Here is a 23,695-nt window from a genome sequence, read left to right as displayed (position 1 = left end):
CTGACGGGGAGCTCATGACAACGCCGAGCACGGGGTGGCAGGAAGTCGTTGCCCCGGACGAAGAACAGCGGCACAAGCGGCAGGCGGACCTGTTCGCCGAGATGCAGCGGCGCAAGTCCGGCCGGTTCGGCACCGGCCGCGCGCTGCACCGCAAGCAACGACCGGCGCTGCGAGCCACGCTCGAGGTGCCGGCCGACCTGCCGCAGGAGGCCAAGCACGGCATCTTCGCCACCGAGGCGAACTACGAGGTGTGGGTCCGGCTGTCCAACGGCGGCTTCGACCGCGCTCCCGACCGCGTGCCGGACATCCGGGGTTTCGCCTTCAAGGTGCTCGGTGTCGACGGTCAGTCGGTGTTCGGCGGTCCGGCCGCGAGCCAGGACTTCGTGCTGATCAACCACGAGAAGTTCAGCTCCTCGACCAGCAAGGAGTTCAGCCAGGTCACCCTCGCCGGCGGTGGTGGCCTGAGCGGCATCCTCCGTGCACTGCTGCGGTCGCCGCGGTTGTTCAGGGATCTCAAGGAAGTGCGCGGTGCGTTGAACAAGCCGTTCAGCGGGTTCGCCACGGAGGACTTCTTCAGCGCGGCCCCGATCTCGTGCGGCCCGTACGCGGTGCGCGTCCGGGTGCGGGCGGCGTCCGGTGAGCTGAATCCTCAGGCGAGTGATGACTGGTCGGCGGACATCTACGCCCGCCTGGCCGAGGCTCCGCTGGTGTACGAGGTGCAGCTGCAGTTCTTCCTCGACGAGGAGCGCACTCCGATCGAGGACGCCGCGGCGATCTGGGACTCGCCGTACCAGACCGTGGCACGACTGGTGATCGGGCGGCAGGAGCCGGACGAGGAGTTCGCGGCCGAGGTCGAGGCCGCGAAGTTCGACCCGTGGAACGCGATCGTGGAACACCGGCCGTTGGGTGAGGTGATGCGCGCACGCAAGGCGGCCTACCGTCCGAGTCAGCTGGGGCGGGGCGCCGTCTGACCGTCACGGGCAGACGTTCGACGTGCTGTTGTTCAGCTTGAGGTCGCGGAACGTCGTGTTGGTGCCACAAGGGCTTTCGCGGACCGACGAGTTGGTCACCGTCAGGTTCTGGACGGTGATGTCGCGGTTGTTCGGGAACTCCGAGCGGGCCGCCAGCCGGATCTCGCCGCCACCGGTCACGGTGCCGCTCTGCGCGGCGAGGTTCACGTTCTGGCAGTTCTCGATCAGCACCGCGTTGTTGCCGGTGTTCGCGAGATCGACGTGGTCGATCGTGAGCCCGCCGCTCTCCGAAACGCAGAACACGCCACGGCCGCCGCCGCGGGCCCGCACTGTGCCGACCCGGATGTTGGTGGGGTAGCTGGAACCGATGCGGCCGTTGCGGTTGGCCGTGCGGAACGCCGCGTAGCCGGTGCCCGCGCCTGCGTTCTCGGCGTCGACCGTGCCGACGGTGGCGTTGACGGTGTCGTTGAGCAGCAAGCCGGACTCGCCGACGTTGCGGGCCGTCACCGTGCCGATCGTGATGCCGTCCACGCCGTACGTCTCGACGGCGTGGCTGCTCGCGCCGGACACGAACACGTTGTCCATCCTGATGTTCCGGCTGCGCACGCTGGTGTTGCCGCGGTTGTCGACGCGCACGCCGAGGCCGCCGGACAGGCGCATGTCGATCTGCCCGAGGGTGAGGTTGTCGACGTTGCGCATGAAGATCCCGTACAGCGGCCGGCCGGTGAGGCTGAGGTAGCGGACCTCGACGTCGCGGGTGCCCCTGGAGTAGATCGGCGCCTGGTCACCGGATCCGGTACCCGTCACGTTGATCGTGCCGCAGACGTCGATGCCGGTGTAGCTCGGCAACGAGATCCGCGAACCGGCGCTCATCGAACCGCTTCCGCGCACCAGCACCCACTGCTTCGCGGTGCGTCCCGCGGTCAGGCTGCCGACCGCGGCCTGGACGGCGGCGCGCAGGTCGCCGCCGGTGTAGACGGTCCGGCCACCGTTGCGGGCCGTCCAGGTGCTGCCGTTCAGCACCGCCTCGGCGTTGAACGCACGGTCGCCGCACGCCAGGATCCGGGGTTCGGCGCCCGCGGGCGACACGCCACCGAGCACGGTCGCGGCGACGATCACACCCACTCTCCACCTGCTGGAGAACATGCGAAATCTCCCTCCGATAAGGGAATGCAGGGAATCGGCGGGGGCTTCCTCACCAGGCACGTTATCGCTAACGTTCCTTCCAGAAAAGGGTAATCGAAGCGATTCGATTCGAATTCGAACGGCGAAAGCGGTCGAATGAAATTCAGCAACGGGTACTGGCTGCTGCGCGACGGTGTGCAGGCGGCGCATCCGGTCGAGGTCTACGACATCATGCAGTCGGCGGGGGAGCTGGTCGTCCACGCGCCGACCCGGCCGATCCGCCACCGCGGTGACCTGTTGCAGGGTCCGGTGGCGACCGTGCGGTTCTCCTCGCCGATGCCGGACGTGATCGGGGTGAGCCTGACGCACTTCGAGGGTGAACGGCGCCGGCTGCCGGAGTTCGCGCTGGCCACCGCGGAGCCCCATGTGCACCTCACGGAGGACTCGCTCACGTCCGGTGCGCTGGAGGTGAGGGTCAGCCGCGACTGGAAGGTCGAGTTCGCGGCCGGCGGCGAGGTGCTGACGTCCAGCTCCGTCAAGGGCATGGGGTTCATGGCCGTGGACGGCAAGCACTACGTCCGCGATCAGCTCGCTCTCGGTGTCGGCGAGGTGGTGTACGGGCTCGGCGAGCGATTCGGGCCGCTGGTGCGCAACGGTCAGGTGGTCGACATCTGGAACGCGGACGGTGGCACGAGCAGCGAGCAGGCGTACAAGAACGTGCCGTTCTACCTGACGAACGCGGGCTACGGCGTGTTCGTCAACCATCCTGGCCACGTCTCGTTCGAGGTCGCCTCGGAAAAGGTGTCGTGCGTGCAGTTCAGCGTCGAGGGGCAGACGCTGGAGTACTTCGTGATCCACGGTCCCAGCCCCAAGGAGATCCTGCGCAAGTACACCCTGTTGACCGGCCGCCCCACGATGCCGCCGGCGTGGTCGTTCGGTCTGTGGCTGTCCACGTCCTTCACGACGTCGTACGACGAGCAAACGGTGTCCGGCTTCATCGACGGCATGATCGAGCGCGACCTGCCGTTGAGCGTCTTCCACTTCGACTGCTTCTGGATGCGCGAGTACAACTGGTGCGACTTCGAGTGGGACCCGCGCACCTTCCCCGACCCGGTCGGCATGCTGGAGCGGCTGAAAGCGCGCGACCTGCGGATCTCCGTCTGGATCAACCCGTATGTGGGGCAACGGTCTCCGCTGTTCGCCGAGGGAGTCGAGGGCGGCTATCTGCTCAAGCGTCCCGGCGGTGACGTGTGGCAGTGGGATCTCTGGCAACCGGGGATGGCCCTGGTGGACTTCAGCAATCCGGCCGCCCGCGAGTGGTACGCGTCCAAACTGGATGCTCTGCTCGATCAGGGCGTGGACTGCTTCAAGACCGACTTCGGCGAACGCGTCCCGACCGACGTCGAGTACTTCGACGGTTCCGACCCCGAGCGGATGCACAACTACTACGCCTATCTCTACAACAAGACCGTCTTCGAGGTGCTGCGCAAACGTCGCGGCGACGGTGACGCCGTCGTGTTCGCCCGCGCGGCCACCGCGGGATCGCAGCAGTTCCCGGTGCACTGGGGCGGAGACTGCGAGTCGACCTACGAGGCCATGGCCGAGAGCCTGCGCGGCGGACTCTCCCTGGGACTGTCCGGGTTCGGCTACTGGAGCCACGACATCGGCGGCTTCGAGGGCACCCCGGACCCGGCGTTGTTCAAGCGGTGGATCGCGTTCGGCCTGCTGTCGTCGCACAGCCGCCTGCACGGCAGCTCGTCGTACCGGGTGCCGTGGCTGTTCGACGAGGAGGCCGTCGACGTGCTGCGGGTGTTCGCGAAGCTCAAGGCCCGGCTGATGCCGTACCTGCACCACGCCGCGTTGCAAGCCGCCACCGAGGGAACGCCGATGATGCGGGCGATGGCGCTGGAGTTCCCGGACGACCCCGCGTGCACGCACCTCGAACGCCAGTACATGCTCGGCGACAGCCTTCTGGTGGCACCCGTGTTCTCCGACAGCGGTGAGGTGTCGTTCTACGTGCCGGAGGGCACCTGGACCGAGTTCTTCACCGGCGCCGAGGTGCCCGGTGGCCGGTGGACAACGATGACTTGCGACTTCCTCACCGTGCCGTTGCTCGTCCGGCCGAACACCGTTCTGCCGCTCGGGAGCGTCGACGATCGGCCGGACTACGACTACGCCGAGGGCGTCACGTTGCGGATCCACCACCTCGACGACGGCGCCTCGATCACCACCGAGGTCGCCGGTTCCACGTTCCGCACTCGCCGCCGCGGCAACCGGATCGACGTCGATGCCGAGGCGCCGCCGTCCGCGTGGCAGGTCCAGTTCCCCGGCGGAGAGCCGATCGCGGGCGGCGACGGCCGGTGGTCAGGTCACCTGAGGTAACTGGAAAGCGGAATCCGTTGGTCGCGCAGGGCCTTGGCGACGACACCGGCGATCTGCCTGGCTCCGGCAGCCTCGAAGTGGGTGTGGTCGTTGCAGAAGAAGGCACCGACCGCGCCCCTGGTGTAGTCACCGTCGTTGGGGCACAGCTTGAGCGTGTTGTAGAGCGTGTAGCTCAGCTTGTGCAGGTCGATGACGGTCACACCCGCGGCCCTGCCGGCGTCGAACGTCTCGGTGAGGAAGCCTCGGGTGCCGACGGCCGAGCTGCCGCTGCACCTGATCGCCGAGACGGGGGTGAGGAAGATCGGGGTGACCCCGCGGTCCCTGGCCGCCTTGGCCATCAGGGCGAGGAGGTCCTTGTACCGCGCGGAACCGACGTGCCTGGGGCAGTCGCGGCTGCCGTCGTTGATCCCGAACTGGATCATCAGGTAGTCGCCGGCCTTCATCCCGTTCGCCGGGTCGAGCATGTTCTGCCACCGCGGGTGGAAGGTCCTGGGGCTCACGACGCACTCACCGGCGGAGTCCTTGGTGTTCTTGACGTTGGACTCGTACAGCCAGGTCTGGAGGCTCCGGCCCGCCACGGCGCTGTTCACCACGGTGACGTCGCCGGTGAAGAGCGGGTCGAACTGGCTGCCCCAGCCGGCCGGGCAGCTGGACCGCGGGTCGGACATCGTGGAGTCACCGGCGAGCCACACCTTCACGCTCGCCGCGGTGGTGGACGTTCCGGTGGCGGGGGAGCAGTCGGGATGATCAGCCGATGCGGGACGGGCACCGGTGACGAACGGCAGGACGGCGAGCGCGACCAAGGTCAGAACACGTTTCCGCACGATTGTCTCCAGACGGCAGGGTTGTCTGATTCAGACGACAGGAAAACGATGCCCGAGCGTAGCTGGGAAAGCGCTTTCCGGCTGCGGAGAGAAGCCGTTCGACAGTCATTCGACTCGAACGAGGTCGAAATGAGCCGATCGGGTCCCCCGTCCGTACCCCGTGGCATGAGCCTCTACAAAGGACAGCCTCTCGTGCTGAAGGTCGCGGCGGGCCTGCTCGGCCTGACCGCGGTCGGTGCGCTCGTGGTGGCTACTACGAGCAGCGGCGAGTCCGCTCTGGCCGACGGGGCGGACAAGGGCTTGTTCGTCGACATCACGAAGGTCCAGCCGAACGTCAGGAAACCCAGACCGGGCAACGGCGCCACGACAGGCACGTTCACGGTCGACTGCGGCCGGAACGAGAACGGGCACTTCAACCCGGACAACTTCATCGCGCAGCCCGGTGTCCGCAACGGTGCCCAGCACCTGCACGACTACGTCGGCAACCTGTCGACCGACGCGGACTCGAACAACAAGTCGCTGGAAGCGGCCGGTACGACGTGCAAGAACGGCGACAAGTCGGCTTACTTCTGGCCGGTGGTGCGCATTGACGACGACGATGACGCCGAAGCCGGTGCCAAGGTGGTGAACTGCCCGGACGTGAAGAGCAAGCTGCCGAACGTGCCGGGCCAGGCCAAGGCCGAGGTCGATCGCAACCTGGAGTTGCTCAAGACCCAGATCGACGAGGCGAACAAGCGGCTGGCCAAGAACGAGAACCCGCGCGATCCCAACTTCAACCAGAACGCGATCGTGGGACCGTTGAAGGACAAGCGGGTCGCCACCATCGACCGGATCGCCATCGCGATCGGCCGCAACGCGCAACGCCCGCAGGGACTGGAGAAACTGGCGCCGTGCAAGCTCGAGGGCGGCGAGGGTGGCGGTGAGAACGAACTGCCCGGCAACGACGGCGAGATCCAGCGTCCGGAGGTCGTCGACCTCACCTTCCGCGGTTCGCCGGTCGGCAAGGTGGTCGCGATGCCGAAGTTCCTGCGTGTCCTGTACGGCGACGCCAAGGTCTCGACCAACGGCACCAAGAACGCCCGCGACTCGTGGACCTGCACGGGCTTCGAGGACAAGGTTCTGATCAACAAGTACCCGATCTGCCCGCAGGGCTCGAAGGTCAAGCGCATCCACGACTTCCCGAGCTGCTGGGACGGCAAGAACATCGACTCGAAGAACCACCGCGACCACATCGTCTTCCCCGACGGGAACGGCAAGTGTCGCAACGGCTTCAAGGCCGTTCCCCAGCTGCGCATCTCGCTCACCTACAACATCCCCCGCGACATCCAGCAACGCGGCCAGTACGCGGTCGACTCCTTCCCGGAGGAGGATCACAACCCGTTCTCCGACCACGACGACTTCGCGAACGTGATGTCGCAGCAGATCATGGACAGGCTCGTCAACTGCGTGAACACCGGCAAGAAGTGCCGGGAGTGAATTGTTCTGACGTCGTTCGACGATTCGGCAGATCGAATCCGTCGAAGCGCATCGATTTCTGGCAGGCGTCTTGACGAGGTCAGGGCGCCGTGCCAGTTTTCGGTTCATGTCGCGGCTTTTCGTTGAAACACAGTGGTTCCGACGATGGATCAGTGCGGCGGTGGCCGCGGCAGCGGTCATGGCCGTGAGCGCGGTGCCGGTGGCCGCCTCGGCGGAGTTCCGGGCGCGTGGCGCGATGGATCAGGTCGCGGCGATGCAACCGGGGTGGAACCTCGGCAACACGCTCGACTCGACCGGCGGCGACGAGACGTCCTGGGGCAACCCGCGCATCACGGAAGCCTTGCTGGACAACGTGAAGGCCCAAGGCTTCAGGAGCATCCGGCTGCCGGTCACGTGGAGCGCTCACCTCGCGCCGGACGGCACGATCGAGGCGGCGTACCTCGACCGCGTCAAGGAGGTCGTGCGCTGGACGCTGGCGCGCGACCTCCACGTGATGGTCAACATCCACCACGACTCGTGGCAGTGGATCAACACCATGCCGGCCGATCGCACCGGTGTGTTGAACCGCTTCAACAAAGTCTGGACACAGCTGGCGGCCGCGTTCCGGGACTTCGGGCCGAAACTGACGCTGGAGAGCGTCAACGAACCGCAGTTCGCCGGCAGCTCCGGCCAGGCGCAGGAGATCGCGCTGCTGAACGAGCTCAACGCGTCGTTCCGCGACATCGTGCGCCGGTCGGGAGGCAACAACACCGGTCGCCTCCTGATCCTGCCGACCCTGCACACGTCGGCCGACCAGCCCCTGCTCGACGCGCTCGCGAGCCAGATGCGGAGCTTCAACGACCCCAACCTCGCCGCGACCGTGCACTACTACGGCTACTGGCCGTTCAGCGTGAACATCGCGGGCGGCACACGATACGACGCCACCGCGCAGAACGACCTCACCGGCTACTTCGACCGCGTGCACAACGCCTTCGTGGCCAAGGGCGTTCCGGTCATCCTCGGCGAGTACGGCCTGCTCGGCTTCGACCGCCACACCGGGACCGTCGAGCAGGGCGAGAAGCTCAAGTTCTTCGAGCACCTCGGCCACTACGCCCGCACCAAGAAGATCACCACGATGTTGTGGGACAACGGCCAGCACTTCGGTCGTACGTCGTTCCGGTGGCAGGATCCCGCGCTCTACGCGCAGATCAGGTCGAGCTGGAAGGAACGCTCCGGCACGGCGTACAGCGACCAGATCTTCAGCGCGCGGTCCAGCGCCGTCACCGCCAAGACGGTCACGCTCAACCTCAACGGCACGTCGTTCACCGGCTTGTGGCACGGCAACCAGGCCCTCGTGCGGGGCCGTGACTACACGGTCGCCGGGGACCGGCTCACCTTGACCGCGGCGGCGTTGACGAGGCTGAGCGGTTCGCGGGAGTACGGCACGAACGCGCAGCTGACGGCTCGCTTCTCCCGTGGCGTGCCGTGGCGGTTCGACTTGATCACCTACGACCCTCCGGTGCTGTCGAACGCAAGCGGCACAACGGCTTCGTTCGCGATCCCGACGACGTTCCGCGGTGACCAGATCGCCACGATGGAGGCGAAGTACGACGACGGCACCAACGCCGGGCCGCAGGACTGGACGTCCTTCAAGGAGTACGACCGCACGTTCGCGCCCGACTACGCGGGCGGTGCGACGCTCCTGAGGCCGGAGTTCTTCGACGCCGTCAGGGACAACGCGCGGGTGACGCTCACGTTCCACTACTGGAGCGGGACCAAGGTGGCCTATCACGTCACCAGGTCGGGCAGTTCCGTGGCAGGGGCGACCGCGGCTCTCGACCACGCGCACACGGCCGGCCGGGTCACGAAGCAGGTCCAGTACACCTGGCCGGGCGTCTACTTCGAGGGCCGGTTCCGCGGCACCAGCGTCGGTGTCTCGCTCAACGACGCGATGAGCGACTACGACGTGCAGATCGACGGGCGAACCGTTTCGACGCTGGTGAAGCCGGGCCGCACCACCCACTGGATCCGCGACCTCGGCGACGCCGAGCACAGCGTCCGGCTCGTCAAACGGTCCGAGAGCCCGTGGGCCGCGGGGGAGTTCGGCGGGTTCGTCGGCGCGATGCTGACCAGGCCTGCCGCTCGCACCAGGCAGATCGAGTTCATCGGCGACTCGCTGACCGCGGGCTACGGCAACATGTCGACCACCCGGGACTGTTCCACGAACGGCGGCGTCGACCGCAACACGAACGCGGACCTGAGCTTCGGCGCGATCACCTCGCGTGCGCTCAACGCCGACTACCAGATCAACGCCTTCTCCGGTCGCGGCATGGTGCGCAACTACGGGGGTGGCGAGCCCGGCACCAGCTACCGCACCTACTACGACCGGGCGTTGCTGAACGTCGACGGTGACGTGTGGCAGAACCCCGGCACCTGGCGCCCGCAACTGGTCGTGGTCGGCCTGGGCACCAACGACTTCTCGACCGCGCTGAAGCCCGGCGAGCAGTGGCCGACCCAGCAGAGCCTCGTGGCCGCGTTCAAGTCGGCGTACCACGGCTTTCTGGACAAGCTGCGCGCCCGCTACGGCTCCGGTACGACGATCGTCGTGGGCGTCCCGGAGGGTTCGGGGACGTTCGCCGACGCGGCCGCGCAGGTCGTGGGGGAGCGGGGCGACAGCCGGGTCCGGTACTGGAACTACGCTGACCCGGCGCTGGACCGGCTCGGCTGCGACTGGCACTTCTCGCAGCGTGACCACCGGCTGATCTCCGGACTGCTGAACGACTACATAGCGCGATTGGGGCTGGCTTGGTGACGAGACGTCGTCTCGCGGTGTTGGTGGCGGCTGCGCTGGTGGTGGTGACCGCCGGCGTTGCGCTGCAGGGCAACGCGAGCGTGACCGGCCGCCCTGTGGCCGCCGATGTGGTTGTCACGACGACCGCGACGACCACGACGTCGCCGCCGACTGCGCCGTCCACGCCGTCCACGCCGTCCTCGCCACCATCACCGCCGCCGACGTCATCCGAGCAGCCGCCGCCTGTCGCGGGGGCGGCAGGCAAGGTCCAACCCGGCGTTCCCCGCACCGGTCCGGCGACGTTCTACGCTTCCGACGGCGGCGGCGCGTGCTCGTACGACCCGAGCCCGGATCCGCTGACGGTCGCGATGAACTGGTCGGACTACGAGGACTCCAAGGCCTGCGGTGCGTACATCCTGGTGCGGGCCAACGGCAAGAGCATCACGGTGCGGGTCACGAACCTCTGCCCGGCGCCGTGCCGGGCCGGGCAGCTCGATCTCAGCAGGGAGGCCTTCGCGCGGCTGGCGGACCCCGGCGTGGGGGAGATCCCGGTGACGTGGACGCTCGTGAGCCCGGCGCTGGAGAAGAAGATCTCCCTGCGCCACAAGAGCGGGTCCAGCCAGTGGTGGTGCGCGATCCAGGCGATCGACCACCGCAACCCGGTGGCACGACTGGAGGTCCAGGTCGCCGGGCAGTGGAAGGAACTGCGCCGCACGGAGTACAACTACTTCCTCTCCGAGAACGGCGCCGGCTGCGGCGGTGCCGTCGCGATCACCGACATCTACGGCGAGCGCCTGGTCGTGAACGCCGTGCCGGTCAAACCGGACGTGGTCCAGCCGACGGGCCTGCAGTTCGCCGCCCGCTGAGTTCTGGGAACGTTCCCAGTCCGTTCGGTCCACTCGGCGTTGCTCCCAGGGCTGCAACTTCGCGATGGATTTTCAAGCGGGCGATCCGGGTTGCTGCCGCCGGAACGGCCTATCGCGCTGAGAAACGATCCACTGTGGGTCTTCTTGCATGCTTCTTGCCTTGAGGGAGAAGTGATCCAGGCCTGGGCGATTGGCGTCTGGCACTAACGCTCCGTGCTGATCAAGCGGCCGGCGGGTGTTCGACGGGGTCTTTCCGGGTGGCCGATCCGTGAATAGAGTGTGCCGCCAGTCTGGGAGCGTTCCCAGAAATGAGGAGGCAGGATGCGCAACAAAGGAGTTGCCGCCGGCATCGCGATGGCCACGCTCGCGGCCACCGCGGCCGCGGTCCTGGGCAGTGCGGAGGCGGCCGCGTCGCCGTTCTACGTCGACCCGAACACCAGTGCGGCCAGGTGGGTGGCGCAGAACCCCGGCGACTGGCGCACCCCGGTGATCCGCGACCGGATCGCGAACGTGCCGCAGGCGAGGTGGTTCACCACCACCAACACCGGCACGGTGCGAGGCGAGGTCGACGCGTTCGTGGGCGCGGCGGCGTCCGCGGGCAAGGTCCCGATCATGGTCGTCTACAACATCCCCAACCGGGACTGCGGCGGGGCGAGCGGCGGCGGCGCGCCCAGCCACAGCGCGTACCGGGCGTGGGTCGACCAGGTCGCGGCGGGACTGGCGGGACGGCCGGCGGTGATCGTGCTGGAGCCGGACGTGCTGCCGCTGATGACGAACTGCCAGAACGCCGGTCAGCAGGCCGAGACCAGTGCGTCCATGGCGTACGCGGGCAAGCGGCTCAAGGCAGGGTCGGGCCAGGCCAGGGTCTACTTCGACATCGGTCACTCGGCGTGGCTCGCACCCGCGGAAGCGGCGGCACGGTTGCGTGCGGCCGACATCTCGAACAGCGCCGACGGCATCTCCACCAACGTGTCCAACTACCGCTGGACCAACGACGAGGTGGCGTTCGCCAAGGCGGTGCTGAGCTCCCTGGGCGACTCCCGGTTGCGAGCGGTGGTCGACACGAGTCGCAACGGCAACGGTCCGGCCGGCAGCGAGTGGTGCGACCCGGCCGGTCGGGCGATCGGCACGCCGAGCACCGACCAGACCGGTGACGGCCGGATCGCCGCGTTCCTGTGGGTGAAGCTGCCCGGTGAGGCGGACGGCTGCATCGCCGGAGCCGGCCAGTTCGTGCCGCAGCGCGCCTACGAGCTCGCGAGTGCGGCCAGCCAGCCGCCGACCACCACGACCCCTCCGCCGACGGCCGGGTGCAAAGCCACGCACAAGGTCACGAGCACCTGGCAGGGCGGCTACAGCGCCGAGGTCGTCATCGAGAACCGGGCGGCGCCGATCAACGGGTGGAAGCTCACCTTCTCCGCGCCCGGTGTGACCGTGACCCAGGGCTGGAGCGGCACGTGGAGGGACACGGGTGACGTCGTCGAGGTCGTGAACGCGGCCTGGAACGGTGCTCTCGGCACCGGCGGGACCGCCACCATCGGCTACAACGCGACTTATGGCGGCGGCACCCCGCCGTTCCTCTCACCCGCGCTGAACGGGGTGGTGTGCACGTGAGCTAGGGCGGCGCGGGCGACCGGCAGGTCGGGGCATGTCGTACCTTCGGGTCTCATGCCTGCTGATCTTCCGGTCCGCCCGCTGTCCGACGACGGCTTCGTCCTGGCGCGGGCCAAGTTCGCGACGGTGCTGGCCGCGGGCGTGACGGCCGGCGTTGTGGTGTCGTTGCTCGGCCACGCCGAGTTCGGGCCGCTCGTCGGCTGGGACGTGGCGACGCTGGTCTACCTGGTCTGGGTGTGGAGCCTGATCTGGCCGATGGACGCCGAGCAGACCGCTCAGCACGCGGTGCGCAACGACCCCACGCGCACCGCGGCCGAGATCGTCCTGCTGCTCGCCGCGACCGCGAGCCTGGTCTCGGTGGGTTTCGTGCTGGCCCGAGCCGCGGAGACGACCGGGACGTCCGAACTGCTGCGCGTGGGGCTGGGTGTGCTGTCGGTCGTGCTGTCGTGGACGGTGGTGCACACGATCTTCACGTTGCGCTACGCCCGGCTGTACTACGTCGACGTCGACGGCGGTATCGACTTCAACCAGCCGGAACCGCCCGACTACGGCGACTTCGCCTACGTGGCCTTCAGCATCGGCATGACGTTCCAGGTCTCCGACACCTCGCTGTCCACCAGGGAGATCCGCCGCACGGCGTTGCGGCACGCGCTGCTGTCGTACCTGTTCGGCACGGGTGTGCTGGCCACCACGATCAACCTGGTGGCCAGCATCAGCAGCACCGCGTGAGAGCGCTCTGACATCCACTCCAGGCAGGACGGGCGATCGTCCCTCAGGACGATGCCCGATGCGTCCGAACGGACCTGACCTCGCGCTCATGTCACCTCAGGTCGTGCAGGCACTGTCCGATCAGCAGCTCAGGTTGCTGGAGGGCGGCGGCCTCGTGCTCGTCGTGCTCGGGGCTGTCGCTCTCCTGGTCTTCTGGGGCGCCGCTCTGATCAGCGTGCTGGGTGCGCCGATCGGGTGTGGCGCCAAGATCCTCTGGCTGCTGGTGGTGTTCTCCCTCCCGTTCTTGGGCGGCATCCTGTGGTTCGTCGCCGGCAGGCGGCCCGCCGGTGTGCACTAGCAGTGGAGTGGGTCTGGGTGAGCAGGCCGATGTTGTACGAGCCGGCGGTGTTCACCGGGCTGGCGAAACGTGCCAGCGTCATGGCGTGATCCGGTAGGTGATCAGCGACCGTGCCGGCACAGTCGCGGTGAACGCGCCGTTCGCGACGCGAATGGGGGACTGTGCTGTCGTGCTGGCGGTCGTGTTCGTCAGGTACGGGGTCGCGGTGCCGGCGGCGACGTTCTTGAGGGTGTAGGAGACGGAGCTGGCACTGGTGCCCGTGTTGAGCGCGACGACGGCGAGGGTGCCGTCGGTGTTGCGGAACGCGGACAGCAGCAGCCCGCCCGACGAGGTCGCGTCGATCCGCGTCGCGCCGGGACGGATGAACCTGCTGTAGTTCGCCAGCGCCCACAACCGTTTCGACACGCGGTAGCTGTCGCCGTTCATCTGGATGAGGCCGCGGGTGGCGCCCACCGACGCGCCGTACCAGTACACGTAAGCGTTGACCTTGCCGGTGGTGAGCGCGGTGTGGACTGCCTTCGCGATGGTGAGGCCGTCGTAGCCGCTGCCGTCGTCCCAGTTCTCGTTCCACGTCGTTCCGTTCGGCGACCACTCCGACATCCAGCTGCGGCGCGAGGTCGGCAACGGGCCGGTGATCTGCGACGCGTAGGTGTGGCCGGTGTGCGTGGCGACGATCCCGCGCGCCGTCGGGTCGGCCTCGATCGCCCTGGTGTAGGCGGCTTGCTGGTTCCAGCCGAACGAGTCGCAGCACGCGACCTTCAGCCCGCCGGCGACGGGTCCGAGGACCTTGGTGAACTCCGCCGCCTGGGCCGGGGTGAAGCGCATCGACGAGTAGTCGGTGGTGTAGTCGGGCTCGTTGGTGAACCCGATGTCGGTGATCCTGATGCCCTCCTGCGCGTAGAACTTGGTGTACTGCACCAGGTAGTTCGCGTAGGCACGGCGCCAGTCACCGCTCGCGCAGGACGCGCCGGCCAGCCCGCAGAGACTGCCGCCGTTGGCCTCGTCCCCGTTGGTCTTCATGTAACCGGGCGCGCTCCAGGCGTTGGCGTAGAAGCGGTTCACCCCGTAGGCCTTGGCCTGCTGGGCGAGCCACACCTGGCTCTCGTCGTCGCGGTCCCAGACGTAGCGCGGGGGCGCGCTGGGGCCGCCGGGGTCCGTCGGCTGGATGGAGTTGGTGGACGTGGACCCGATGCCCAGTCGCACGATGGACATTCCGGCGCCGGTGTTGCGCGACAACAGCAGATCGAGGATCTCGCGCTGTTCGGACGCGGAGAGGCCCTGCGAGCCGTGCATGATCTCGGCACGCCCGAACGCCTCGGAGAACCCGAAACCGTCGATCTGCTGGTGTGGTCTGGCACCGTCGATGGTCGCCGTGGCCGGCGCGGCCGGAGTGACGAGCGTGCCCAGGAGAAGCACCGCTGTGGCGACCACCGCTGATGTCATTCATCCAGAGTGGTGGAACCGTTGCGGTGCAAGCAATCCGGACAGCTTCTTCGACTCGAATTCGACCCGCTTCAGCGGACGGACAGCTCGTGAACCGTTTCCTGGCGGTCCGCCAAGCTCTATATTGACGACTGCAACACCGAGGGCGTCAACGCTCGGAACGACGCAGTGCGGATTCCCGACGAGCCTCCGGTCTAACATCGAGCGGCCCGAGCCTGCCTGCACCAGACTCAACCCGTAGCTGGAGAGTCCACTTGGCACAGTTCTCGAACCCGGTCCTGTCCGGCTCGCACCCGGATCCCTCCGTGTGCCGGGTGGGACCGGACTACTACCTCGTCACGTCCACCTTCGAGTACTTCCCCGGGTTGCCGGTCTTCCACAGCCGCGACCTGGTGCACTGGCGGCAGCTCGGACACGTGCTGGACCGGCCGTCGCAGCTGCCGTTGCAGGGTGTGCGGGCGTCCGGCGGGTTGTACGCGCCGACGATCCGGCACCACGACGGCGTCTTCTACGTGGTGTGCACACTCGTGCACGGCACGCGGGAGACCGGCAACTTCGTGGTCACCGCAACCGATCCGGCGGGACAGTGGTCCGAGCCGACGTGGTTGCCCGAGGCCGCCGGGTTCGACCCGTCGTTGTTCTTCGACGACGACGGACGGGCGTGGTGGACGGCGACCCGGGAGATCCGTGACGGCCGCAACGAGATCTACCTGCGCGAGTTCGACCCGGAGTCGTTGGCTCTCGTCGGCGAGGAGCACGTGGTGTTCCGCGGGGCGATGGCGGACTCGCTGTGGCTCGAAGCACCACATCTGTACAAAGTGGATGGGCGGTATGTGCTGGTGTGTGCGGAAGGCGGCACGGACTTCGCGCACTCGGTCGTCGTGGCGTTCGCCGACGAGATCACCGGTCCGTACCGGGGCTCGCAGCTGAACCCCGTGCTCACGCATCGCCATCTCGGCCGTTCACACCCCATCTCGGCGACCGGGCACGCCGACCTGGTGTGCACGCAACACGGTCAGTGGTACGCGGTGTTGCTCGCGACCCGGCCGTACGGTGGCTACTACTACAACCTCGGTCGCGAGACCTTTCTCGTGCCGGTGACGTGGGAGGACGACGGGCCGGTGTTCAGCCCCGGCACCGGACGGGTGGAGGCCGTGTATCCCGTGCCGGACCTGCCGCCGCACCCGTGGCCGGAGGCTGACCCGGCGTGGATGTTCCTGCGCACACCGGAATCGGACTTCTGTTCGTTGACCGAACGGCACGTCCGGCTGAAGGTGCGGCCGGAGTCGATCACCGACCTCGTCAGTCCGAGCGTCGTCCTGCGTCGTCAGCAACACCAGTCGTTCCACGCCTCGTGTGAGCTGGACTTCACGCCCGCGGGATCGACCGAGGCAGCCGGGCTCGTGTTGCTGCAGAACAACGACCACCACGTGCGACTGCTGCTCGGTGCCGACCGCGTGGTGACGCTGGTGCGCCGGTCCGGCGGTCAGGACGAGGTGCTCGCCGAGACACAGGTCGCGGAAGGTGTCGTGCGGCTGGGTGTGGAGGCGCGCGGGCAGGAGCACCAGGCGCTGATCGGCAGACGACCGCTGGGCGAGCCGTTCGACGGCCGGTTCCTCAGCACGCCCGTCGCCGGCGGGTTCACCGGAGTCCACATCGGACTGTACGCGACCAGCGACGGCGTGCCGAGCGAGTCGTGGGCCGACTTCCGCGATTTCACCTACCGCACGCTGACCGGAACGGCGGGGGAGTAGTACAGCCGGCCGTGGGCGGCCACCCGCACCAGCGCCCACCAGTGCGCGCCGCGACGAGCGGTCGGAGCGGCGGTGGCCGTCACCGGCACGGTGATCTTGCCGCCCGGCGGGATGACGAACGGCTGGGTTCGCGGGCCGATCGCGACGTCGCCGTCCCAGGTGCCGAACGGGCTGATCACGGCGACCTCCCCGCGCACCTCGCTCTGCACCCGGTTCTGCAGTGTGACCGGCAGGAGAGCGTGCTCGCCCGGACCGAGCAGGAGAGCGCCCGCCCTGAGCACGACGTCCACCAACTCCCGGTCGGTGGTCGGGCCGGACACCACCTCGACGGTGTCCTCCAGCACCTGGCCGAGGTGGTCGCGGATGCGGGCGGCGTGCAGATGGCGCCCCGGCCGCGCCTTGACGGTGGCGGTGAACTCGGCGAACTCGCCGGCTGCCAGGTCGTAGTCCCACGACTGACCGTCGGCGAACTCCAGGCGCCCCTTGGCCGGGGTGCCGCTGCAGCTGACGCTGATCGACGCTTGCCCGGTGGAGCCGGGGGCGAGCCGGACGAACGACGGGGTGACGTGCACGGTCACCGGCAGGTTACCGATCGGTGCGGGGCCCGCGTTGTGGCGCCAGTACTTCGTGTAGATCGGCTGGACCGGTTCCACGGACTCGGTCGGCGTCACCGGAAGCGCGGACGCGGGTGTCAGCCGCAGGGTGGCGACGTCCGCAGCGCCCAGCCGAACCTCCATCTGTCCGGAGTGGACGGTCAACGGCTCCAGGTCGCGTTGCTCCAGCAGGTCCGTGCGGTGGGCCGCGGAGAGACCGCCGTACAGCGAGATCGACGCGGTGGTCGGGGTGCCGGCCGATTCGTACAGCCGCACCGCGAGATCCGAGCCGTGCTCCGCGGTGCAGGACGCGATCGGGTTGCCTCGGTTCTTCGCCGCGGTCAGCAGGACGTTCGGCGGTGACGCGGACAGCAGGCTCAGCTCGGCCGGCAGAGCTCCCGTCGTCGAAGGGACCTGGTGGGCGTGCAGCGGGTGGTTGACGTCCTGACCGGCGCGGGCGAATCCCGCCTGGCGCCAGTCACCCGCTGCGGCGACCAGGCTCAGCTCGAACGTGTGAGACCAGTGCTGGTAGGCGAAGCTCGACCCGTCGGGCACGGTGCGGCGGTCGCCGTCGATCCACACCTCGGCGGGCCAGCCGCTGCACGACCGCATCAGCGAGACGTGCAGCGTGCCGTCCGGTGTCACGACGAAGCCCGGCGTGCCGCGGTTGACGACGGCCACGGAGTAGTCGGTCGCGGGGTCGGTGGTGCCGCCCGGCCCGGCGACCTCCACGCACGCGTCGGCGAGGTCCTCGATGAGCGCGTTCACATCGGTGACGACGAGCACGGGCAGATCGCGCCGGCCGCGCAGGTCGGCGTGCGGCTTCCACTGTTCTGCTCGCGGGGTCCAGGCGGGCACGAACACACTGCCGGACTCCGCGAGCGCGCTGCGGTACTCGGCCGGCGCGCTGTCGAGCACCGCGGCCGTGAACGCGTTGTCGCCCACGACGATCCGCACATCGGGCAGGTTCGAGTCCACGTCGAGCGCACCGTAACGCGGGCCGGCCGGGCGCGTGCACGTGGCGGTGACGCCCTTGGCGACCAACGCGGCCAGCAGTTCCCGGCCGTCCTCGGCGACGACCTCGGCGACACCGATGGCGTGCAGGACGCCGTCCGGCAGCCGGAGCCGCACGGGAGCGGAGAGACCTGCCCACGTGTGCGCGGGGCTGTCGAGCGTCCACAGGTGGGCTGCCGCGTCGACGTCCACGAAGCCGAACGACCTGCCCACGGCGGCGAACCCGACCTCGGCCACGGGGAGCGTGCCGGGCAGGTCGAAGGCGAACCGGCTGCGCAGCAACCGGTCCTGGCCGATCGAACCGTCCACGTGGGACCGGATGTCGACGCGCGGCAACCCGTGCCACAGCGTCACCTGCTGGGTGATCCGCAGGTCTCCGAGGACAGCGCGGCTGACCAGGCGTTCGCCGATCGGGCTCGTCTCGACGTGCACGTCGGCCGGACCGGCTGTGGCACCGGGACCCTTGGGCAGCAGGTGCCACGGCCCCTCGCCCCACACCGGATGCCCGGCGTGTTCGTCCTGCACGAGCAGTTCTGCCGCCAGGCCGCCGGGCCGCACCAGCTCGCGCAGAGCCGTCCGGTCGTACACGCTCGTCAACGCGCCGCCCCTGGCCGGATCAGCCTGGACGAGGAACGACTCGGAGGCGATCGCCACGCCGGTGCGCGGAGTCCAGCGCGGCGGCACCGAAGACGCGTCGACCACCCGGTACACCCGATACCCGGACGCGGGCACCTGCCGCGCCAGGAAGGTCAGCGTCAGTTCGAGCGTGCCGTCCGGGTGCTTGATCACGGCCTCGGTCACGGCCGGGACCTGCCCTCCGTCGGGATCTGTGACGCGGGCACCGCGGAAACCGGGCAGGTGGAGCTCAACGCTCACAACGGCATCGCGCGCGAACGCCAGGGTGTTGACGACGATCACCGCCTCACCCGCACCGGAGGTGTCGGCACTGGACGCCAGGTGCGAGATCGCACCGGTCAGGACGGAACGGCCGAGCTCGTCGGCCTCCCGCCACCCGGTCAGCAGGTCGAGGTAGACCTGGTCGGACTCGGTACCGGTGATGGCGTCGTGGTGCGCGCCGTAGATCAGCTGACGCCAGGCCTTGTCCAGCGCGAACGCCGGATACCCCGCTCCCAGCAGGGTTGTGAGCGCTGCCATCCGTTCGCCGTCGAGCACCGCCACCTCGGCGGCGCGTTGTGCCTGCTTGGTGTCGACGTACGAGACGTCCTTGCCGGTGTAGACGGGGTTCATGTCCCTGGTCTGCGGGCTGAACGTCACTGACCGCGCGGCGGCGTCGGAACGCACCGCGGCGAAGAAGTCGCGCGGCAGGCCGACGACGAAGCGCGGCCAGACGTACCGGGCGTTCCACGCGCGGTGGATCTCGGTGCAGAAGCGGGACGGCACGTTGTGGTCGTGTCCCACCGGCAGCAGGACGTTGCGCGTGGCCGCGACCTGGCGCAACGTGCTGAACTGCCGGTACGCCTCCGCCATCGCCTCGTCCAAAGTGGACTTCCGTTCGATGTCCCACCCGGCGACGTAGTGGTCGGCCAGGCAGGCGGTGAGCACCCCGCGCCCGCTCGGCGAGATCCACTCGAACTCGGACGGGAACTGCATCCTGGTGATGTCGCCGGTGTGCCGCTTGGCCCCGACGTGATGCCACGGCCCGCGCGCCCACACGCTCGACGTGAGCCCCGCGTCCGCCATCAGTCCGGGGTAGGACGGATCGTGCCCGAACACGTCGAGCATCCAGGCGGACCGAGGGTCGGCGCCCAGCACGTCCCGTTGGAAACCGACGCCGTGCACCGCGTTGCGGACGGTCGACTCGGGATGGGTGAGGTTCGTGTTGGCCTCGTTGTAGTTGCCGCCGACGATCTCGATCCGGCCCTCGCGCAGGAACCGCCGCAGGTCGTGCCGGTCCGCCGGAAAGGCGTCCCAGTGCGGTTTGAGGTAGTCGACCTCGGCGAGCACGAACCGGTAGTCCTCGTCCTCCCGAGCTGCGTCGAGGTGAGCGCGCACGAGGTCGAACGCCGAGAGCTGGAACGGCATCCGCTTCGCCTGCGCGCCGGGCAGGTCGAGCCACGTCTCGGTGAAGCCGGCCTGGGTGTTCCACCACACCGGGTCGTAGTGGAAGTGCGAGACCATCCACATCGTCCACCCGGTCTCGGCGACGGTCACTGTGACGTCCCACGCGAACGGCGGCGCACCGCTGACCGGCGCGACGAGCACGGTCGCCGGGTAGGACGTGCCGGCGGTGGTCGGCGCGGAGAAGACCACGCCGACCTCGGCCACGACCTCACCCTGACCCGCCGCCACGCGCACCGGTTCGGGTGTGCGGACCAACGGCCCGGTGATCCGCACCCACGCCGGTTCGGGCCGCGGCACCGCCACGGTGACCCGGATCAGCTGGCGCGGTGCGGAAACCGGTCCGACGAAGAGATCCGTGCTTTCCACCATCGGTGCTACTTGGCCCCGTTCAGTGCTGCCTCGGCGTCGCGGAAGTACATCGCGACCGCGTCGGGAATCGACATCTTGCCGAAGGCGACCTGCTTGGCCGCCGCGTCCAGCGCCGTCTTCGCGTCGTTGTAACCGGGCGGCGCGGTCGGTGCGCTCGGCAGCGCGTCCTTCGCCACCTCGTCGGCGACGTACTGCGCGTAGGTGACGTCCCGCTTGTCGGCCGCGGTCAACGTCGGCGTCAGGGTCTCCAACGCCTTGCTCGACGGCGGGATGCCGCGGGACATGGCCATCGCCTTGATCGCGTCGACGTCGCTGATGAAGAAGTCGATCAGCTTGGCCGCGCCCTCTGCGTTCTTGCTCTTGACCGGCACGGAGAGCAGGACACCGCCGCTGATCGCCTGCCCGGTCTTGCCGTCGCTGCTGCGCGGAACCACCACGATGTCGAGCGTGTGCTGGGTCAACGGCGCCATCTGCGCGAGTCCCCAGCCCGTGGTCATCGCGATCTGCCCCGCGATCAACGGGTGGTTGCCGGTCGCCGAGTCGGTGTTGGAGAGCATCTCGGGCGGGCAGATGGCACCCGACTTGCGCAGGCCGTCCCAGAAGGTGAACCACTCGGCCAGGTCGTCCTTGCCGAACGCGAGCTTGCCCTCGGCGTTGTAGAGGTCCTTGCCGCGCTGCCTCAGCCACGGCTGCAGGGCGCCGGAGTCGTCCTTGGAGGCGTCCAGCGACCCGTACTTGCCCTGTCCCATGGCCTTCGACAGCTCGCCGGCGATCCGCGCGAAGTCGTTCCACGTCCAGTTGTCGGAGGGCACCGGGATCTTCGCCTGCTCGAAGATGGTCTTGTCGTAGAGAACGGGGGCGATCCCGGAGCCGGACGGAACACCGTAGGGCTTGCCGTCCACCGACCCCGCCGAGCGCACCGCGGGATACAGGGTGTCCAGGTGGATCGTGCCGGGGATGAACGACGACAGGTCGGTCAGCACGCCCTTGGCGGCGTAGGTGCTCACCAGCGCGGTGTCCATCTGGAAGAGGTCCGGTGGGTTGCCGCCCGCGAACTCCGTGTTGAGCTTGTTGAAGTACCCGTCGTAGCCGGAGTACTGGGCGTCGACCTTGATGCCGGTCTTCTCGGTGAAGATCTTCAAGGCGGCCTGGTAGGCCTTGTTGCGCGCTTCGCCGCCCCACCAGCGGAACGTGAGCGAGTTGCTCGCCGCGCCACCACCGCTGGTCGGCGCGAAACCGCAGCCGGCGACCGAGGCCGCGGCGAGACCACCGGCGAGGCCGAAGAGGCCTCTCCTGGAAATGGACATGGGTTCTCCCTTTCTTGGCGGGGAAAGGCGTTACTTGATGCCGGTGGTCGCGACGCCGTCGACGAGCCGGCGTTGCGAGATCAGGAAGACGGCGACGGTGGGCACGAGCGTGACTACGGACATCGCGAGCATTCCGCCGTAGCTGGAGCCGCTCGCCCGGTCGACGAACGCGTTGAGGCCCAGCGGCGCGGTGTAGCGCGAGTGGTCGGACAGGTAGACCAGCTGGCGCAGGAAGTCGTTGAACGTCCAGATGAACGTGAGGATCGTCGTGGTGAGCAACGCGGGTTTGAGCAGTGGCAGGATGATGCTGAAGAACACCCGCACGTGCCCCGCGCCGTCCAGCGCCGCCGCCTCGTCCAGCTCGCGCGGGATGCCGCGGATGAACTGCACCATCAGGAAGATGAAGAAGGCGTCGTAGGCGAGCAGGTACGGCACCACCAGCGGCAGGAAGGTGTTGATCCAGTTCAGCTGGTAGAAGATCGCGTACTGGGGGATCAGGGTGGCCTGGAACGGCAGCATCATCGTGCCGAGCATCACCGCGAACCAGAACCTGCGGAACGCGAAGTCCAGGCGCGCGAACGCATACGCAGCCACCGAGCACGACGCCACGTTCGCGATCACTGTGCACAGCGAGACCGTCATCGAGTTGGCCAGGTAGACGGTGAACGAGGTGCCCGTCGCCGTCCAGCCGCTGACGTAGTTGGCGATGGTGAAGCCCAGCGGCAGCGGGTTCATCGTGGTGAAGATCTGGTTCTCCGGCTTGAACGACGCGCCGACCAGCCACACCATCGGATAGATCATCGCCACCAGGACGAGCAGCAGCAGGGCGTGCGCACGCCAGTGGGTCCTAGTCCGCATAGTTCACCCACTTCCTGGCCGACCAGAAGTAGAGCGCGGTGAAGAGACCGATCACGGCGAACAACACCCACGCCATCGCGGAGGCGTAACCCATCTGCATGCTGCCGAACCCCTTGAGGTACAGGTAAAGCGTGTAGAGCAAGGTCGAGTCGATCGGCCCGCCGAGGCCGCCCGAGATGACGTAGGCCGGGGTGAACGTCTGGAAGGCGTTGATCGTCTCCAGCACGAGGTTGAAGAAAACCATGGGGGACAACAACGGCAGCGTGATCTTGAAGAACACCGTGAACCGCCCGGCGCCGTCGATGGCCGCCGCCTCGTAGAGGTCCTGGGGCAGCTGCTTGAGCCCGGCCAGGAAGATGAGCATCGGTGTGCCGAACTGCCAGGCGGACAACAACACCAGGGTCCACATCGCGTAGCGCGGATCGCCGATCCAGTCGGCGCCCTCGACGCCGAACAGGCCGAGGAACTGGTTGACCAGGCCGTCACGGGAGAAGATCTGCCGCCACATCACCGAGACCGCGACGCTCGCGCCCAGCAGTGACGGCAGGTAGAACGTCGCCCGGTAGAAGCCGAGCGCCTTCAGCCCGCGGTTGAGCGCGACGGCGACGAGCAACGCCGCGGCGAGCTTCAGCGGTACCGAGGTGAACACGTACAGCAGGGTCACCTTGATCGACTGCAGGTACCGCTCGTCGGAGAACAGCCGGACGTAGTTGTCGACGCCGGTCCACTGTGGAGCGGTGAGCAGGTTGAACTTGGTCAGCGACAGGTACAGCGAGTACACCATCGGGATCAGCGTGAACGCGAACAGGCCGATCAGCCAGGGCGCGAGGAAGGCGTAGCCCGCGAGATTGTGCTTGTGCCGCTTGTGTTTGCGTACGGGTGTTGCTGACATGCCACTCCTGGGACGTCATCGCTGGACCGTTGGGTCTTGCATCGATGCCACGCACGGTGCATTTCCCGTGGTCCGTCCCAGGGAGCCGGAAAGCGCTTTCCGGGACTGTAGGAACCGGCTACCCGGCTGTCAAGAAGATCTTCTGGAAACCTTGTTACCCAAGGGGTCGGTCGAACTTGAGGCTTGACGCCGACCGGGTGAACAAGTTTACGTTTAAACCAACAAGGCGGGTCCCAGCCGCGACGCACACGGAAACGACGGGGAGGCAACGCACTCCGGCCACGCACGCCCA

16 protein-coding genes are annotated in these 23,695 nt (G+C 68.1%); 9 read left to right on the top strand and 7 right to left on the bottom strand.

Translation table 11 applies throughout. The features are described 5' to 3' along the window. Nucleotides 1-14 precede the first annotated feature (14 nt). On the top strand, nucleotides 15-971 hold the full coding sequence (locus tag LFM09_RS10825) for a hypothetical protein (RefSeq protein ID WP_414096214.1): 957 nt from the start codon (nucleotides 15-17) through the stop codon (nucleotides 969-971). Between the two features lie 3 nt (nucleotides 972-974). Here LFM09_RS10825 and LFM09_RS10820 read toward each other — a convergent pair whose 3' ends face one another. After that, nucleotides 975-2,117: a hypothetical protein gene (locus tag LFM09_RS10820; protein ID WP_414096213.1), complete on the bottom strand. Its 1,143-nt coding sequence runs from the start codon at nucleotides 2,115-2,117 to the stop codon at nucleotides 975-977. A gap of 135 nt (nucleotides 2,118-2,252) precedes the next feature. Here LFM09_RS10820 and yicI point away from each other — a divergent pair, with 135 nt between their 5' ends. Beyond that, a complete protein-coding gene (gene yicI / locus LFM09_RS10815) occupies nucleotides 2,253-4,478 on the top strand; it encodes an alpha-xylosidase (protein WP_414096212.1) in 2,226 nt (741 codons plus the stop codon). Here yicI and LFM09_RS10810 read toward each other — a convergent pair. Then, nucleotides 4,466-5,302: an SGNH/GDSL hydrolase family protein gene (locus LFM09_RS10810; RefSeq protein WP_414096211.1), complete on the bottom strand. Its 837-nt coding sequence runs from the start codon at nucleotides 5,300-5,302 to the stop codon at nucleotides 4,466-4,468. The genes yicI and LFM09_RS10810 overlap by 13 nt on opposite strands. Nucleotides 5,303-5,467: 165 nt before the next feature. Here LFM09_RS10810 and LFM09_RS10805 point away from each other — a divergent pair, with 165 nt between their 5' ends. From LFM09_RS10805 to LFM09_RS10780, 6 genes are all read left to right on the top strand, one after another. Beyond that, complete coding sequence (locus tag LFM09_RS10805) at nucleotides 5,468-6,778, top strand: DUF1996 domain-containing protein (protein WP_414096210.1); 1,311 nt, start codon at nucleotides 5,468-5,470, stop codon at nucleotides 6,776-6,778. A 160-nt stretch (nucleotides 6,779-6,938) separates the two neighbouring features. Continuing rightward, nucleotides 6,939-9,569, top strand: coding sequence for a cellulase family glycosylhydrolase (locus LFM09_RS10800; RefSeq protein WP_414096209.1), 2,631 nt, complete (start codon nucleotides 6,939-6,941; stop codon nucleotides 9,567-9,569). After that, nucleotides 9,566-10,414, top strand: a complete 849-nt coding sequence (locus tag LFM09_RS10795) for an expansin EXLX1 family cellulose-binding protein (RefSeq protein WP_414096208.1) — start codon at nucleotides 9,566-9,568, stop codon at nucleotides 10,412-10,414. The genes LFM09_RS10800 and LFM09_RS10795 overlap by 4 nt, the downstream gene beginning before the upstream one ends. Before the next feature lie 354 nt (nucleotides 10,415-10,768). Further along, nucleotides 10,769-12,025, top strand: a complete 1,257-nt coding sequence (locus LFM09_RS10790) for a glycoside hydrolase family 6 protein (RefSeq protein ID WP_414096330.1) — start codon at nucleotides 10,769-10,771, stop codon at nucleotides 12,023-12,025. A 54-nt stretch (nucleotides 12,026-12,079) separates the two neighbouring features. Then, nucleotides 12,080-12,754: a DUF1345 domain-containing protein gene (locus tag LFM09_RS10785; RefSeq protein ID WP_414096207.1), complete on the top strand. Its 675-nt coding sequence runs from the start codon at nucleotides 12,080-12,082 to the stop codon at nucleotides 12,752-12,754. Between the two features lie 58 nt (nucleotides 12,755-12,812). Beyond that, complete coding sequence (locus tag LFM09_RS10780; protein ID WP_414096206.1) at nucleotides 12,813-13,091, top strand: PLD nuclease N-terminal domain-containing protein; 279 nt, start codon at nucleotides 12,813-12,815, stop codon at nucleotides 13,089-13,091. 78 nt (nucleotides 13,092-13,169) lie between these two features. Here LFM09_RS10780 and LFM09_RS10775 read toward each other — a convergent pair whose 3' ends face one another. Continuing rightward, complete coding sequence (locus LFM09_RS10775; RefSeq protein WP_414096205.1) at nucleotides 13,170-14,534, bottom strand: glycoside hydrolase family 30 protein; 1,365 nt, start codon at nucleotides 14,532-14,534, stop codon at nucleotides 13,170-13,172. A gap of 254 nt (nucleotides 14,535-14,788) precedes the next feature. On the opposite strand from LFM09_RS10775, the gene LFM09_RS10770 reads away from it, so the two are divergent. Continuing rightward, entirely contained in the window at nucleotides 14,789-16,288 is a 1,500-nt protein-coding gene (locus tag LFM09_RS10770; RefSeq protein WP_414096204.1) for a glycoside hydrolase family 43 protein, read from the top strand. Here the strand turns inward: LFM09_RS10770 and LFM09_RS10765 are convergent. From LFM09_RS10765 to LFM09_RS10750, 4 genes are read right to left on the bottom strand one after another with little or no spacing between them, the layout of a single operon-like run. Beyond that, nucleotides 16,255-20,346 (bottom strand): glycosyl hydrolase-related protein, encoded by a 4,092-nt coding sequence (locus LFM09_RS10765; RefSeq protein WP_414096203.1) that lies wholly within the window; start codon nucleotides 20,344-20,346, stop codon nucleotides 16,255-16,257. The two genes, LFM09_RS10770 and LFM09_RS10765, sit on opposite strands and share 34 nt — an antisense overlap. 5 nt (nucleotides 20,347-20,351) lie before the next feature. Next, nucleotides 20,352-21,653 carry an ABC transporter substrate-binding protein gene (locus LFM09_RS10760; protein ID WP_414096202.1) on the bottom strand — a complete coding sequence of 434 codons (1,302 nt, stop codon included), beginning with the start codon at nucleotides 21,651-21,653 and terminating at the stop codon, nucleotides 20,352-20,354. 30 nt (nucleotides 21,654-21,683) lie between these two features. Next, nucleotides 21,684-22,511 (bottom strand): carbohydrate ABC transporter permease, encoded by an 828-nt coding sequence (locus LFM09_RS10755; protein ID WP_414096201.1) that lies wholly within the window; start codon nucleotides 22,509-22,511, stop codon nucleotides 21,684-21,686. Further along, complete coding sequence (locus LFM09_RS10750) at nucleotides 22,501-23,403, bottom strand: carbohydrate ABC transporter permease (protein WP_414096200.1); 903 nt, start codon at nucleotides 23,401-23,403, stop codon at nucleotides 22,501-22,503. Before LFM09_RS10750 ends, LFM09_RS10755 begins: the two co-directional genes overlap by 11 nt. Nucleotides 23,404-23,695 lie beyond the last annotated feature (292 nt).

It is taken from the genome of Lentzea alba (assembly GCF_047445655.1).
GTDB classification, from domain to species: Bacteria; Actinomycetota; Actinomycetes; order Mycobacteriales; family Pseudonocardiaceae; genus Lentzea; species Lentzea alba_A.
This window is presented reverse-complemented; position numbering and strand designations above follow the sequence as displayed.